At 73.8% G+C, this 14,902-nt stretch carries 11 protein-coding genes; 9 read left to right on the forward strand and 2 right to left on the reverse strand.

From position 1 onward, the window contains the following. Window positions 1-52: 52 nt before the first annotated feature. Window positions 53-1,549 carry a CCA tRNA nucleotidyltransferase gene (locus CRP30_RS05895; RefSeq protein WP_235003191.1) on the reverse strand — a complete coding sequence of 499 codons (1,497 nt, stop codon included), beginning with the start codon at window positions 1,547-1,549 and terminating at the stop codon, window positions 53-55. A gap of 57 nt (window positions 1,550-1,606) precedes the next feature. Between CRP30_RS05895 and CRP30_RS05900 the strand changes: the two genes are divergently transcribed. From CRP30_RS05900 to CRP30_RS05940, 9 genes are all read left to right on the forward strand, one after another. Next, on the forward strand, window positions 1,607-2,083 hold the full coding sequence (locus CRP30_RS05900; RefSeq protein WP_097182923.1) for an NUDIX hydrolase: 477 nt from the start codon (window positions 1,607-1,609) through the stop codon (window positions 2,081-2,083). 74 nt (window positions 2,084-2,157) lie between these two features. Then, window positions 2,158-4,509 carry a DUF6049 family protein gene (locus CRP30_RS05905; RefSeq protein ID WP_097182924.1) on the forward strand — a complete coding sequence of 784 codons (2,352 nt, stop codon included), beginning with the start codon at window positions 2,158-2,160 and terminating at the stop codon, window positions 4,507-4,509. Then, window positions 4,506-6,512 carry a murein biosynthesis integral membrane protein MurJ gene (gene murJ / locus CRP30_RS05910; RefSeq protein ID WP_235003192.1) on the forward strand — a complete coding sequence of 669 codons (2,007 nt, stop codon included), beginning with the start codon at window positions 4,506-4,508 and terminating at the stop codon, window positions 6,510-6,512. The genes CRP30_RS05905 and murJ overlap by 4 nt, the downstream gene beginning before the upstream one ends. Before the next feature lie 80 nt (window positions 6,513-6,592). Then, window positions 6,593-8,332 (forward strand): hypothetical protein, encoded by a 1,740-nt coding sequence (locus CRP30_RS05915; RefSeq protein WP_097183180.1) that lies wholly within the window; start codon window positions 6,593-6,595, stop codon window positions 8,330-8,332. A 71-nt stretch (window positions 8,333-8,403) separates the two neighbouring features. Beyond that, window positions 8,404-9,384 carry a thioredoxin-disulfide reductase gene (trxB, locus tag CRP30_RS05920; RefSeq protein ID WP_097182925.1) on the forward strand — a complete coding sequence of 327 codons (981 nt, stop codon included), beginning with the start codon at window positions 8,404-8,406 and terminating at the stop codon, window positions 9,382-9,384. Between the two features lie 125 nt (window positions 9,385-9,509). After that, the gene (gene trxA, locus CRP30_RS05925; protein ID WP_097182926.1) at window positions 9,510-9,836 is read left to right on the forward strand and encodes a thioredoxin; all 327 of its coding nucleotides are present in this window, start codon (window positions 9,510-9,512) and stop codon (window positions 9,834-9,836) included. A gap of 132 nt (window positions 9,837-9,968) precedes the next feature. Continuing rightward, window positions 9,969-11,156: an N-acetylmuramoyl-L-alanine amidase gene (locus tag CRP30_RS05930; RefSeq protein WP_235003193.1), complete on the forward strand. Its 1,188-nt coding sequence runs from the start codon at window positions 9,969-9,971 to the stop codon at window positions 11,154-11,156. Window positions 11,157-11,343: 187 nt separating this feature from the next. Beyond that, window positions 11,344-12,774 carry an aminotransferase-like domain-containing protein gene (locus tag CRP30_RS05935; RefSeq protein WP_200814561.1) on the forward strand — a complete coding sequence of 477 codons (1,431 nt, stop codon included), beginning with the start codon at window positions 11,344-11,346 and terminating at the stop codon, window positions 12,772-12,774. After that, entirely contained in the window at window positions 12,771-13,763 is a 993-nt protein-coding gene (locus CRP30_RS05940; RefSeq protein WP_097182928.1) for a D-alanine--D-alanine ligase family protein, read from the forward strand. The genes CRP30_RS05935 and CRP30_RS05940 overlap by 4 nt, the downstream gene beginning before the upstream one ends. 80 nt (window positions 13,764-13,843) lie before the next feature. Here the strand turns inward: CRP30_RS05940 and CRP30_RS05945 are convergent, their stop codons facing one another. After that, window positions 13,844-14,896 carry a ParB/RepB/Spo0J family partition protein gene (locus tag CRP30_RS05945; RefSeq protein WP_097182929.1) on the reverse strand — a complete coding sequence of 351 codons (1,053 nt, stop codon included), beginning with the start codon at window positions 14,894-14,896 and terminating at the stop codon, window positions 13,844-13,846. Window positions 14,897-14,902 lie beyond the last annotated feature (6 nt).

Raw genomic sequence — 14,902 nt, forward strand, 5'->3', positions numbered from 1 at the left:
GCACACCCGGGAGAACCTGGAGTCCGGCGCGCGGGGAGTCACCCCAGGGAGGTCAGCCCTGGGTCGCCCACCACTCCTTCAGTGCGGCCTCGGCGTCGTCGGGGTCGAGCGGCCCGCGCTCGAGGCGCAGGTCCTTGAGGAACCGCCACGCACGGCCCACCTCGGGGCCCGGGCCCAGGCCGAGGATCGACATGATCGCGTTGCCGTCGAGGTCGGGACGGACGCGGGCCAGGTCCTCCTGCGCGGACAGTTCGCGGATGCGCTGCTCGAGGGAGTCGTAGGTGGCCGACAGCGCTGCCGCCCGTTTCTTGTTGCGCGTCGTCGAGTCCGAACGGACGAGCTTGTGCAGCCGCGAGAGCAGGTCGCCGGCGTCGGTGACGTAGCGGCGCACCGCGGAGTCGGTCCACTCGCCGCTGCCGTACCCGTGGAAGCGCAGGTGCAGGAAGGTCAGCCGGGAGACGTCCTCGACGATCTCCTTCGGGTAGCGCAGCGCGGTCAGGCGCTTGCGGACCAGCTTGGCGCCGACCACCTCGTGGTGGTGGAAGGAGACGCGCCCGCGCGGCTCGTGCCGGCGGGTGGCCGGCTTGCCGATGTCGTGCAGCAGCGCGGCCAGCCGCAGCACCAGGTCGGGCGACGCACCGTCCTCACCGGCCGCGACCGCCGCCTTCTCCAGCGCGATCGCCTGGTCGAGCACCGTGAGCGAGTGCGTGTAGACGTCCTTGTGCTGGTGGTGCTCGTCGATCTCCATCCGCAGCGCGGACAACTCCGGGAGCACGACGTCGGCCAGTCCCGTCCCGACGAAGAGCTGCAGCGCCTCCCGCGGCGAGTCCTGCAGGAGTGTCTTCGACAGCTCGGCCTGCACCCGCTCGGGGGTGATCCGCGCCAGCTCGCCGGACATCGCGGTCATGGCCTCGACCACCTCGGGCACCGGTGCGAGACCGAGCTGGGCCACGAAGCGGACGGCGCGCAGCATGCGCAGGGGGTCGTCGGCGAAGGAGTCGGCAGCCGTGCCGGGTGTGCGCAGCCGGCGGGCCAGCAGGTCGCCCAGGCCGCCGAACGGATCGGTGACACTGCGGTCCGGACCCAACGAGACGGCCATCGCGTTCACCGTGAAGTCCCGGCGCACGAGGTCGTCGACGAGCGAGTCGCCCCACGCGACCTCGGGGTTGCGGGACTCGCGGTCGTAGCGGTCGGCGCGGAAGGTGGTGATCTCCACCCGCACCCCACGGATCTCGGCGCCCACGGTGCCGAAGGCGATGCCGGTGTTCCACGTGGAACCGGCCCAGCCCCGGAGCAGCCCGAGGATCTGCTCGGGGCGGGCGTCCGTCGTCACGTCCAGGTCGCCCGGGACCCGCGGGCCGCCCGCGCCCGCCGACAGAAGCGCGTCCCGGACCGAACCGCCGACCAGGTGGGCCTCGAAGCCCGCGTCGGTGAACCGCTGGCCCAGCTCCACGAGCACGGGGGAGAGCTCGACCAGTTCGCGCACCGTCTCCTGGACGGCCGGGGGCACCGGCTCGGGGGAAGGAGGACGCGCAGGCTGATCGGACACGACGAGTCAGAGTAGTGCCGGGCGCCTCGCCGCCCACCCCCGCGCTACCCTCCTGGCATGGCTGGGACGGGCGCGCGTGGACGCCCCGGCCGCCGGTTGCGCCGGGTCGACGAGACCTCCGCCGGGGGCCTGGTGGTGGCCGACGACGGTGTGACAGGGCCTCGTGCCGCCCTGATCGGCCGCACCGACCGCCGCGGCCGGCTCCTCTGGTCGCTGCCGAAGGGTCACATCGAGGCCGGTGAGACGCCCGAGGACACCGCCGTCCGCGAGGTGGCCGAGGAGACCGGGATCATCGGTGAGGTCGTCGCGCCCCTCGGCATCATCGACTTCTGGTTCGTCGCCGACGGTCGCCGCGTGCACAAGACCGTCCACCACTTCCTGCTCCGGGCCATCGGTGGCGCGCTCTCCGATGCCGACGTCGAGGTCACCGAGGTCGCCTGGGTGCCCCTCGAGGAACTGAACGGCCGACTGGCCTACGCGGACGAACGGGCCCTGGTCGAGCGGGCGCCGGCGCTGCTGGCCGACAGCGCCTGACCCGGCTTGCGAAGTCGAGACGGCAGAGCGCGCACCCGCGTTCCGCGGCCCACGCGCGCCGGCGAGGAGGTCCGATGACGCGGCCGGCACTGCTCCGCGCCGCCGCCGGACCCCTGTTCGCCACGGCGATCGGTCTCACCGCGCTCGGGGTGCCCGCGACCCAGGCGTCGGCCGCGCCACCCCCGGTTCCTGCCTCGCCGCTGGCAGCGCCGGTGACGGACGCGACCGAGGGCGACCGGCCGGTCCGCATCGAGGTGGGCCGGTTCGAGCCGCGCACCATCACGCCGGGCTCGCTGGTCTCCGTGACCGGCACGCTGACCAACACCGGGTCCTCGGCGATCACCGACCTGAGCGTCCGGCTGCAGCGGGGCGAGGTGATCACCACGCGCGCCGACCTGGCGTTCGACCAGCGCGACCCCGATCCCGCGACGACCGTCATGTCGCCGTTCCAGCCCGTGGACGGCGAGCTGGCCGCCGGCGCCGAGCTGGACTTCAGCTACACCGTCCCGTCCGAGACGCTCCGCCTCACCGAGGACGGCGTCTACCCCGTGCTGCTCAACGTCAACGGCGCGGTGGACGGCGCGGAGCAGCAGCGGGTCGGTGAGCTCTCCACCTACGTCGTCCAGCAGCCGGCGGCGCCCACGGCGCGCACGGCCGTGGCCTGGCTGTGGCCGCTCGTCGAGCCCTCGCACCGCACCCCCTCGGGTGGCTTCCGCGACGACGGTCTCGCCGAGGCGGTCGCCGGCGGTGGTCGGCTGGACCGGGCGCTCGCGGTCATCGAGCGGCTGCCCGGCGGGGCGACCGGCGACGGGACGGTGGTCGCCCCCGCCCTGCAGGTGACCCTGGCGATCGACCCGGCGCTCGTCGAGGAGCTGCGGCTCATGGCCCAGGGCCCCTACGAGGTCGACGGGCGGGCGGGCACGGGGACCGACGACGCCGCCGCCTTCCTCGAGCGGCTGGCGGACGTCGCCGCCGTCCACCCGGTCGTCGCCCTGGCCTACGGAGACGTCGACGCCGACGCGGTGGTCGGCGCCGGCATCCCCGCCGTGCTCGCCCGGAGCCTGCCGGGTACCCCTGCGGGGACCGCCCAGGACCCGCCCGGGACCACCCGCAGCGACGACGGCGCAGCGGCGGCGAGCACCAGCGGCGCGCCGGAGTCCCCCGCTCCGCAACCCGACGCGGGCCCGGGGGACACCGGCGCCGGAGCCGCCATCCTGTCCGACGCCCTCGACGTCGAGCCGCGCACCGATCTCGCCTGGGCCGCGGGCGGCGCCGTCCGCGCGGACACCCTGCGGGTCCTGCAGGCCGGCGGAGTGGAGCGCGTCGTCCTCGGCGCGGACGGGCTGACCGACGGCGAGGACGCCACGGGACACGCCGACCCCACGGCCGCCGCCCGCACGACGATCGCCACCGCCTCCGGAACGGTCGAGGCGCTCGTCGCCGACCCGACCCTCGGTGCGCTCGTCGGTGCCGCGGAGCAGGTCGACGGGGGGGCCCGCCTGGCCGAGCAGCGGTATCTCGCCGAGCTCGCCGTCCTGAGCCTGCAGGCCCCCGAGGGCACCGAGCAGACCGTGCTGGTCGCTCCTCCGCGCGAGCTCGATGCCGGGCCCGAGGGCGCCGGAGCGATGATGGCCGACACCGCGGGCCTGCCCTGGCTGCGTCCGGCGACCGTCGCGGAGCTGTCCGCCGGCACCCCCGTTCCCGCGGGTGACCTCGCCGGCCCGCCGGAGGCACCCGCCCTCGACCCCACCGGGGTCGCCGGCCTCGTCGCCGCCGCCGCCAGCCGGGAGGACCTGGCCGGCGCGGTGGTGGGCGACGCCGATCTCGCGCTGCGCAGCTACGACGCGGCCATCTCCCGTGCCGCGTCGGCCACCCGTCGCGACGACGCCGAGGACTTCCGGGCGGTCAGTGCCGCCCTGGAGAGCGCCCTGGACGACGTCCTCGGCCGGGTGACGCTGCTCGCGCCGGCCGACGGCACGTACAGCCTGGGCTCCAGCGACGCACCGCTGGTGCTGACCGTGCGCAACGACCTCCCGGTGACCGTCGAGGTGCTCCTCGACCTGCGCGCCCGCGGCGGGAGCGGCCTGTCCATCGGGGACATGGGCCTCCAGACCCTGGCCCCGGGTGAGCGGACGACCCTCACGGTGCCCACGGAGGTCCGCCAGGCCGGCGGGTTCGCCGTCCGGGCCCAGCTGACGACACCCACGGGCCGGCCGCTAGGCGACGAGATCTCCCTGCAGGTCAAGAGCACGGCCTACGGCTCCATCTCCCTGATCATCACGATCGGGGCGGCCGTGCTGCTCGGCCTGCTCTTCCTGCGCCGGCTGGTCAACTTCGTGCTCCGCCGCCGCGCGACCGCCCCCGGCGAGCCGGCCGGCGGGCCCGAGGGCGCCACCCTGCAGCCGCCCAACCGGAGCCCGGTGTGACCGCCGGGCCGGACGACCGGCCCGCCGCGGACGAGGTGCGCGCCGGACGCCCACCGGTCCCCCCGGCGACTCCCCGCCCGCAGCGACGGCCAGGTGGCCCGTCGCTGCCCCCGCCGCCGTACCGGGCGACACCCCCGCCCTCGGCGCCGTTCGCCGACCAGGGGTCCGGCGGCGCACCGTCGGGCCAGCCGCCGGTGCCCCCGCCCGTCCCGCGGCCGTCCGCCGCGGCACGGCCCCCTGCGCGACCCCTGCCGCCGCTGCCGCCGCTGCGCAACCGCTGGGTCCCGGCCGCCGACGACAACTTCACCCAGGTGATCACGGTCCTGCCCCCGGTCCCGCGCGGGCCGGTGGCGGAGACCGAGGAGGAGGCCGACCAGCGCGAGGGAGCGCCCGGCGCCGCTGGTGGCATCCTCCGCGCCGCCGGCACCATGGCGGTCGCCACGCTGGTCTCGCGCATCACGGGACTGCTGCGGACGATGGTGCTCGCCGCCGCGCTCGGCGTCACCCTGGTGGCCGACGCCTACACCACCGCCAACACGCTGCCGAACATCGTCTACGAGCTCCTGCTGGGCGGGGTGCTGAGTTCGGTCGTCGTCCCGCTCCTCGTGCACGCCCAGGAACGGGACGCCGACGGCGGGGTCGCCTACACGCAGCGGCTGGCCACCATCGCCGTGGCCGCCCTGACGCTCGTCACGGCCCTGGCCGTGCTCGCCGCTCCTTTCCTCACCCGGCTCGCAGGCATCAGCGACGACCCGGGTCAGGTGGAGCTGGGCACCTGGCTGACCCGCATCCTGCTGGTCGAGGTCGTCTTCTACGGCATCGGCGCCCTGGCCCAGGCGGTCCTCAACTCGCGCGGGGTCTTCGGGCCACCGGCATGGGCGCCCGTCCTCAACAACGTCGTGGTCATCGCCACCGGCGCGCTGTTCCTCGCGGCCAGCGACCCCCTGGACCTCACGCCCACGACGATCACCCCCGGCCAGGTCTGGCTGCTGGGCATCGGCACGACCCTCGGCATCGCCGTCCAGGCCCTGGTCCTGCTCCCGCTGCTCGGGAAGGCGGGGGTCCCGCTGCGCCCGCGCTGGGGTTTCCGGGAGACCGGCCTCCGGGAGGCGGGCACGCTGGGCCTCTGGGTCGTCGGCTACTCGGCGGTGAGCGCTCTCGGCGTCGTCGTGGCCACCCGGATCGCGAACGCGGCGACCCGCGAGGGCGGCCTGGGCTCGACGGCCTTCTCCTACGCCAGCCTCCTGTTCCAGATGCCCTACGGGATCATCGGCGTCGCCCTGCTGACCGCGCTCCTGCCCCGCATGAGCCGGGCCGCGGCCCGGTCGGACGTGACCGGGGTGACGGACGACCTGTCACTGGGCACCCGGCTCTCGGCACTGGGCCTGCTGCCGGTCACCGCGGCGCTGGTCGTGCTGGGGCCTCCGATCGGCGTCCTGGCCTTCGCCCGGGGGAACACCTCCCTCGAGGAGGCGGCGGCCATCGGGACCGCGCTCGCCGTCGGGGCCTTCGGGCTGCTGCCCATGGCGGTGACGCTGCTCCAGCTGCGGGTCTTCTACGCCATGAAGGACGCGCGGACGCCCACGCTGATCCAGATCGGGATGGTCGCCGTCCGCGTGCCCCTCCTGCTCCTGGTCCCCACCGTCGTCGACCCCGAGCACGTCGTCGCCGGACTGATGCTCGTCACCGGGATCACCTACGTGGCGGGCTGGGTCATCGGGGACGTCGCCCTGCGCCGAAAGCTGGGTGGGCGGCGGTCGGGGGCGACCCTCGGGCCGCTGCTGCGCATGACCGCCGTCGCCGTCGTGGCCGGTGGCGCCGGGCTCCTTGTCCGGAACGTGACCGACGACCTCGTCGGCACGTCCCCGGCAGGGTCGCTCGTCACGGTCCTGGTCGGTACCGTGGTCATCGGCGGCGTGGCTCTCGCGGGTCTCGTGATCGCCCGTGTCCCGGAGGTCCGGGAGCCCCTCGCGGCGCTCAGGACCCGGAAGGGACGCGGGTGACCGGACCCACGCGGGATGCGCCGCCACCGTCGGAGCACTCGCGCCCGCGGCCGCAACAGGACAGGGGGTCGACAGTGTCGATGACATCGACGACGACCGGCCTCCCCGACCGCTACCGCCCGCTCGACCAGGTCGGCGCGGACGAGCCGACGCCCACGGGCGTCATCCAGTGCTGGCGGGCCAAGGACCGCGTCCTGAACCGCGACGTCGCGATCCGCGTGCACACCCCCGCCGGCCCGGCCGCGCACGGGTGGATCAGCCGGGCGCTCACCGCGGGCGGGCTCGCCACCCCGGCCCTGGCCATGGTCTACGACGCCTCCGAGGGCACCGGCGACCCCCAGGTCCCCGGCGGCGCCGCCTACGTCGTCAACGAGTGGATCGACGGCGAGACCCTCGCCGAGCGGCTCACCCGTGGCCCGATGCCCGACCGCGAGGTGCGCACCGTGCTGCGCCGGCTCGCCGAGGGCGTCGCCGAGGCGCACCGGGTCGGCCTGGCCGTGGGCGGGCTGACGCCCGACAACGTCGTGCTCCGCCCCAACGGGCTGGTCGGCCTGCGGGCCGTCCCCGCGGCCACCGGCACCATCGACGGCGACATCGCCGCCCTCGGCGCGCTGCTCGAGGTCTGCCTCACCGGCCTGGACCCGAGCCGGCCGGGGACGCGCAAGCTCACCGGTCCGTCCGACCTCGTGGCGCTCGTGCGCCGGGCGCGGTCGACCGAACCCGGCCAGGGCCTGTCCAGCGTCGCGGCGATGGCCTCGCTGCTCGCCGAACGGTCCCGCCCCGGTCCCATGTCGGCAGCCGCCCGCGCCGAGGAGACCGACAGCGGCTGGTTGCGCCGGCTGCGCGACCGCCGTCCCGACCAGGTCTCCGACCACCCCGTCGACGGCGCCCCGCTGAACACCGTGGCGGCCGACGGCGACGCGGTCCCGCTCGACCGCGAGACGCTGCCGCCGGTCCCTCCGGTGCGCCCGGTCACCGACACCGCCGTCGCCCCGGCTGCGCTCGGCGGCGACACCATCGCGGCCGGCTCCGTCGCGCCGTCCGGCGGTGCCTACGCCGGATCGGCCTCCCCCGCTCCGCCCGCGCGCTACGACGACGAGCCGTTCCAGGTGCTCGACGACGACCGCGGCTACGACCACCACCCGTACGACGAGCCGGCCACCGGCGAGGACGACCTCGACGAGGACGGCGCCAAGCGGCACAAGCTCGTCGTCGTCGGCCTGCCGCTGCTCGCGCTCCTCGTGGTCATCGGTCTGGCGTGGTGGTTCGGCAAGGGCGTCATCTCGGTGGCGGACGGCGTCGACGAGACGCCCGGGTCGACGCCCTCCATCAGCGCCCCCGCCCAGGAGACCGATGGCGGCGGCGTCGCCGCCGGCGAGGCGGTGGCGATCGCCGGAGGCGACGTCTTCGACCCCCAGGGCGACGGCGACCCCGACCACCCCGAGGACGTGCCGCTCGCGTTCGACGACGACGCCGCGACGTCCTGGACGACCTACGAGTACCGGGGGTCGCCGGCCTTCGGCAACCTCAAGGACGGCGTCGGCCTGGTGCTCGACCTCGGTTCGGCCCAGGAGCTCGCGGCGGTCGGCGTCGAGGGTTCCCCCGGCGCCACGGTCGAGATCCGCACGGGCGACTCCGCCGACGGCGACATCGACAGCTTCGAGGTCGCCGCGGACGGTGAGCTCGAGCAGCAGACCGAGTTCGCCTTCGACGAGCCGGTGTCGGCGCGGTACGTGCTGGTCTGGATCACCGGCCTGGTCCCGAGCGAGGGCGGCTTCTCCGCCGAACTCGCCGAGGTCACCGTCAAGGCGGCCGGCTGAACCCGGGGAATGCTCCCCCTACGATCCTCGTTGTGCCGCCCGTGAGTGACTTCCCATCGCCTGGTCCCGCCGTGACGACGGAGGGGATCGTCGACCCCGTCATCCCGCCTGCCGAGCACGACGGCATCCGTGACCTGATCATCATCGGCTCCGGCCCCGCCGGGTACACGGCGGCCACCTACGCCGCCCGGGCGAACCTGCACCCGCTGGTGTTCGAGGGCTCGCAGTTCGGTGGCGCGCTCATGACCACCACCGAGGTGGAGAACTTCCCCGGCTTCCCGCATGGCATCCAGGGCCCGCAGCTCATGGACGACATGCGCACGCAGGCGGAGAAGTTCGGCGCCGAGCTGGTGCCGCGCGACGTCACCGAGGTCGACCTCACGGCCACGCCCAAGATCGTGAAGGTGGGCGACGAGGTGCACCGCGCCCACGCGGTGATCGTCGCCACCGGTTCCAAGTACCGCTACCTCGGGCTGGACAACGAGCAGCGCCTGCTGGGCCGCGGCGTCTCGGCCTGTGCCACGTGCGACGGCTTCTTCTTCCGCGACCAGGACATCGTGGTGGTCGGTGGCGGTGACTCCGCGATGGAGGAGGCCACCTTCCTCACCCGGTTCGCCAAGAGCGTCACCGTCGTGCACCGGCGGAACGAGCTGCGCGCCTCCAAGATCATGGTCAAGCGCGCGCAGGACAACGAGAAGATCCGCTGGGCGCTCGGCAAGCAGGTCACCGACGTGCTGGGGGAGACCACCGTCGACGCCGTCCAGGTCACCGACGTCGAGAGCGGCGCCACCGAGACGATGACCGTGAGCGGCCTGTTCGTGGCGATCGGCCACGACCCCCGCAGCGAGCTGTTCGCCGGTCAGTTGAAGCTCGACGACGAGGGCTACATCCAGGTGGAGCACCCGAGCACCCGGACCAGCATCGACGGCGTCTTCGCCTGCGGCGACGTGGTCGACCACATCTACCGGCAGGCCATCACCTCGGCCGGCACCGGCGCGGCGTCGGCGATCGATGCCGAGCGCTGGCTCGCCGACACCTTCGACGAGAGGTAAGGACCCCTCTGCCCCACCGCTCGCAGGCTCGCGGCGGGACGCTGCACAGGGGCCGGGCATGAATCCACCCGCCGGTCGGTTGACCTGACAGGTACCCCGCAAGCCGAGACAAGGGAGAACGACCCATGGCAGGCAACACCGTCACGGTGACCGACACGAGCTTCGCCAGCGACGTGCTGGGCAGCGACAAGCCCGTGCTCGTGGACTTCTGGGCGGAGTGGTGCGGCCCGTGCAAGATGGTCGCCCCCGTCCTCGAGGAGATCGCCGCCGAGCACGGCGACAAGCTCACGATCGCCAAGCTGAACATCGACGAGAACCCGCAGATCGCCCGCGACTACCAGGTCATGTCGATCCCGACCATGACGGTGTTCCAGGGTGGCAAGCCGGTGAAGAGCATCATCGGCGCCAAGCCCAAGGGCGCGATCCTGAACGACCTCGCCGACTACCTGTGACGTACGGCCCCCCTCGGGGGCCACGCTGAGTTGCCACGGGCCCATCCGACCATCCGGTCGGGTGGGCCCGCTCTCGTCCGGGTGGACCCCGGTGGGCCGGTAGCGGACAGGAGGACGACAATCGGTAGCACGATGGGAACCGACAGCCAGATGACACCGCTGCGCCTCGGGGACCGGGGGGCCGCGGTGGCCGACGTGCAGACAGCACTCCGGAGCCTCGGACTGCTCCCCGACCGCGACGGCACGACCGTCCCCCGGCCGCCCACCGCGATGGCCACCCTCCCCGATGTCGCACTGGCTGCGGCGGAGTACGACGCCGCGACCGAACTCGCCGTCCGCCACTTCCAGCAGACCCGAGGGCTGTCGGTGGACGGCAGGGTCGGCGAGGAGACCTACCGGGCCCTCAACGAGGCCCGCTGGTCGCTGGGGGACCGGCTGCTGCGGTACGACCCCGAGCGGCCCGTCCGCGGCGACGACGTCATCAGCCTGCAGGAGCGGGTGCACGAGCTCGGCTACGACGCGGGCCCCGTCGACGGGGTCTTCGGGCCCGGGACCGAGGAAGGACTGCGGAGGTTCCAGCGCGACTACGGCCTGACCGCCGACGGCACCTGCGGGCCCGCCACCCTGCGCGCCCTCCGCCAGCTCGGTCGCAAGGTCACCGGTGGGCGCCCGCAGCTGCTGCGCCAGAGCGCCTCCTTCGTCGACAGCGGCCCGCACCTCATCGGCCGGCGCATCGTCGTCGACCCGGGGCACGGCGGCGACGACCCCGGCTTCACCGCGGGGGAGACCACCGAGGCCGACCTCGTCTTCGATCTCGCCTCGCGGATCGAGGGACGGCTGGCGGCCGCCGGCGCCACGGTCTACCTGACCCGCGGGCGGGACCAGAATCCTGCGGCGAGCGAGCGCACCGCCTTCGCCAACGACGCCCGCGCCGACCTGTTCATCGCCCTGCACGTGGACGCGCACACCTCCGCGCACGCCCGCGGGGTGGCCAGCTACTACTACGGGACCGGATCGGGGGCGTCCTCCACGGTCGGGGAGCAGTTCGCCAACCTGGCGCGCCGCGAGGTCGTCGCCCGCACCGGGCTGCTGGACCTCGGCTCGCACCCGAAGACCTGGGACCTGCTGCGGATGAGCCGCATGCCCGCCGTCCGGCTGGATGCGGGCTACCTGTCGCACCCGGTCGACCGGCTGGTCCTGCTCGACGCGCGCGTGCGCAGCGCCATCGCCGCCGGTGTCCTGGCCGCCGTGCAGCGGCTCTTCCTGCCGGCGGAGGCCGATCCGCCGACCGGCACGTTCGTCCTGCCCGAGAGGTTGTGAGCCTGCGAGAGTGCTATGACATTGCGATCCTCCGGATCGCACCGCGGCCAGGAGCCGTCCCGACCTGCGCAGAGCCGCTGAGTCGTCCCTGCGCGGGACCCTCCGGGCCCCACTCGGGCCGACATTGCAGTCCAGTTGCTCGGGAGGCTCGGTTCCCCGGCTTCCTGCCGTCCTTACACTCGGCAGGGTGCCCACCACTCCGACCGGCTCGCCCGCCGGTCCCGGTCAGCAGGGGACGCACCTGACGCACGGTGCGCATCCCCACGTCGTGCCGCGCCATCCGCGGCTGGACCCTCTGGCGGACCGGTACGCAGCTCGCACCCACGGGATGAAGACCTCGGAGATCCGGGCGCTGTTCTCGGTGGTGAGCCGGCCCGAGGTCGTCTCCCTGGCCGGAGGCATGCCCGCGGTGACCGCGCTCCCGCTCGACGCGGTCGGCTCGATGATCGGCGACCTCGTCTCCGGCATGGGCGCCCAGACGCTGCAGTACGGCTCGGGCCAGGGCGATCCCCGCCTGCGTGAGCGCATCTGCGACGTCATGGCCCTGGAAGGGATCCGCGACGCCTCCGCCAGCGAGGTGGTCGTCACGGTCGGCTCCCAGCAGGCCCTGGACCTGGTGACCCGCGTCTTCGTCGACCCCGGCGACGTCATCCTCGCCGAGGCGCCGTCCTACGTCGGAGCCCTGGGTGTCTTCCAGTCCGCCCAGGCCCGCGTCCGGCACATCGCCATGGACGACGACGGGCTGATCCCGGAGGCCCTGGAGCAGGCGCTGGTCGAGTGCCGGGCCAACGGTGACCGCGTGAAGTTCCTCTACACCGTGCCGAACTTCCACAACCCGGCCGGCGTGACGCTCACCGAGACCCGCCGCGAGGCCGTCATGGCGATCGCCGAGCGGCACGACCTCCTGATCATCGAGGACAACCCCTACGGCCTCCTCGGATTCGACCACGAGCCGATGCGCGCGCTGCGGGCCCGCGACTCGCAGCGGGTCATCTATCTGGGCTCCTTCTCCAAGACGTTCTCCCCAGGTCTGCGGGTCGGCTGGGTGCTGGCTCCGCTGGCCGTGCGGGAGAAGCTGGTCCTGGCAACCGAGGCGCAGGTGCTCTGTCCGCCGTCGCTCACCCAGTACGCGGTGGCCCGGTACCTGGACACCCAGCCCTGGCGGGAGCAGATCAAGCTGTTCTCCGAGCTCTACCGCGAGCGCCGCGACGCCTGCCTGGAGTCCCTGGACGCCATGATGCCCGCGGGCACGACGTGGACCCGCCCCGACGGCGGCTTCTACGTGTGGCTGAAGCTCCCGCACGGCCTGGACGCCAAGCGCATGCAGCCGCGCGCGGTCAACGCCCTGGTCGCCTACGTGCCAGGGATCGGCTTCTACGCCGACGGCAGCGGGCGCGAGTACATGCGGCTCTCCTACTGCTACCCCGAGCCCGACCAGATCCGGGAGGGAGTGCGCCGGCTGGCCCGCGTCGTCGAGGCCGAGCTGGACCTGCACTCCACGTTCGACGCCGTCGACACCGGCACCTTCCGCGCCGTCGGCCGCCGCGCCTCCGGGCACGACGCCGAGACGATCGTCGGCCCGGCCAACAGCAACGCCTACGAGGACGGACGGGCATGACCGAGCCGACGGCCACCTCCCCCGCTCCGGGCGCGGGCACCTCCGGTCTGCGCGCCGTCGTCCTCAGCGGCGGGCTGAACTTCGAGCGCGAGGTCAGCCTGTCCTCGGGGACGCAGGTGTGGGAGGAGCTGGCGCGTGCCGGCGTCGACGCCGAGATCCGCGACGCCGATGCCGATCTGCTGCCCGGTCTCGCCGCCTCCCCGGCCGACGCGGTCTTCATCGCTCTGCACGGTGCCACCGGTGAGGACGGCGCTCTGCGGGCGGTCCTGGACCTCGCCGGCGTGCCGTACGTGGGGTCACCTGCCGCGGCCTGCCGGCTCGCCTGGGACAAGCCGGCCGCCAAGTCGGTCGTGCGAGCCGCCGGAGCGACGACGCCGGACTGGGTGGCCCTGCCGCACAGCACCTTCCGGGAGCTCGGTGCAGGGGCGGTGCTGGACCTCATGGTCGCCCGCCTCGGCCTTCCGCTGATGGTGAAGCCGGCCTCGGGCGGCTCCGCCCTCGGCGTGCAGAAGGTCAGCAACGTCGAGGAGCTGCCGGCCGCCATGGTCAGCTGCTTCGCCTACGGCGACACCGTCATGGTCGAGCGCTACATCGAAGGCATCGAGCTGGCGATCTCGGTCGTCGACCTGGGGGAGGGCCCGCAGGCGCTCCCGGCCGTGGAGATCGCTCCCGCGTCCGGCGTCTTCGACTACACCGCCCGGTACACGCCGGGGCTGACCGAGTACCACGTACCGGCGCGCGTCTCCGACGACGTCGCCGGTCGCGCGGCCGCCCTTGCCGTCCAGGTGCACGAGGCCCTAGGGCTCGCCGACCTCTCGCGGACGGACGCCATCGTCTCCGCGGACGGCGAGGTGCACTTCCTCGAGGTGAACGTGTCCCCCGGTCTCACCGAGACGTCGATGTTCCCGATGGCCGTCGAAGCGGCGGGGTACGAGCTCGGTGAGGTGCTCGCCGGTCTGCTCGCCGGCCGGGCAGTGACCGTGCGCTGAGCGCACACTGCCACGCACAAAGAGTAAGGCCCTGTTCCGTCATGTGACGGAACAGGGCCTTTCTCGCAGGTGGGTGGAGATCATCCCTCGGGACGGCGTCCGGTGATCTCCGGGGCCATCACACCGATGATCCGCTGCAGGTCGTCGACCGAGCCGAACTCGACGACGATCTTCCCCTTGGACCGGCCGATCTGGATCTTGACCTTCGTCTCGAACCGGTCGGACAGCCGGGACCCGAGTTCCTCCACGCCGGGGGCCGTGATGTTCCGCGCCCGGCGCTTGGCGGTGGGGCGATCCACCACGGCCATGGCGACGGCCTCCTCGGTGGCGCGCACCGACATCCCCTCGGCCACGATCCGGGTGGCCAGAGCGTCCTGCGCCTCGGCGTCCGGCAGGCCGAGGAGTGCCCGCGCATGGCCCGCGGAGATGACACCGGCGGCGACCCGCGTCTGGACCTTCACCGGCAGCTTCATCAGCCGGATGGTGTTGGTGACCTGCGAGCGACTGCGGCCGATGCGGCCGGCGAGCTCCTCGTGCGTGGCCCCGAACTCCTCGAGCAGCTGCTGGTACGCGGCCGCCTCCTCCAGCGGGTTCAGCTGGACGCGGTGGATGTTCTCGAGCAGGGCGTCGCGGAGCATCGCGTCGTCCGTGGTGTCCCGGACGATCGCCGGCACGGTGTCCAGGCCCGCCGCGCGGGCGGCGCGGAGCCGGCGCTCGCCCATGATGAGCTCGTAGGCGACCCCACCGTCGTCGTCGCGGCCGTTCTCGCGGACGACGATCGGCTGGAGGAGCCCGAACTCCTTGACGCTGTAGGTCAGCTCCTCCAGGGCCTCGTCGTCGAAGACCTGCCGGGGCTGCTTCGGGTTCGGGACGATCGCCGTGACCGCCACCTCCCGGAGTTCCGCGCCCGGGACGCCGACGGCGCTGACCCCGTCGTCCCCCACCGGCGCCGCAGGCACGTCGGAAGACGGTTCGCTCGCCGCGGGCGGGTCGGGCACCAGGGTGACCGCCGGCGCGCTGGGGGAAGCTGTCTCGACCGGGGCGGCGACGGCCGCGGCCGTGTGCTCCGACGGGGGAGCACTGGTGGGGATGAGGGCCGCCAGGCCCCGGCCCAGTCCGCCGCGCTTGTTCATGGCCGC

The organism is Blastococcus haudaquaticus (genome assembly GCF_900230285.1).
Classification (GTDB): Bacteria; Actinomycetota; Actinomycetes; order Mycobacteriales; family Geodermatophilaceae; genus Blastococcus_B; species Blastococcus_B haudaquaticus.

Excerpts from the sequence above, each read along its gene's own strand:
- CRP30_RS05900 (WP_097182923.1), top strand. The coding sequence starts at position 1,607 with ATGGCTGGGACGGGCGCGCGTGGACGCCCCGGCCGCCGGTTGCGCCGG.
- CRP30_RS05905 (WP_097182924.1), top strand. The coding sequence starts at position 2,158 with ATGACGCGGCCGGCACTGCTCCGCGCCGCCGCCGGACCCCTGTTCGCC.
- CRP30_RS05915 (WP_097183180.1), top strand. The coding sequence starts at position 6,593 with ATGACATCGACGACGACCGGCCTCCCCGACCGCTACCGCCCGCTCGAC.
- trxA (WP_097182926.1), top strand. The coding sequence starts at position 9,510 with ATGGCAGGCAACACCGTCACGGTGACCGACACGAGCTTCGCCAGCGAC.
- CRP30_RS05930 (WP_235003193.1), top strand. The coding sequence starts at position 9,969 with ATGGGAACCGACAGCCAGATGACACCGCTGCGCCTCGGGGACCGGGGG.
- CRP30_RS05940 (WP_097182928.1), top strand. The coding sequence starts at position 12,771 with ATGACCGAGCCGACGGCCACCTCCCCCGCTCCGGGCGCGGGCACCTCC.
- CRP30_RS05945 (WP_097182929.1), bottom strand. The coding sequence starts at position 14,896 with ATGAACAAGCGCGGCGGACTGGGCCGGGGCCTGGCGGCCCTCATCCCC.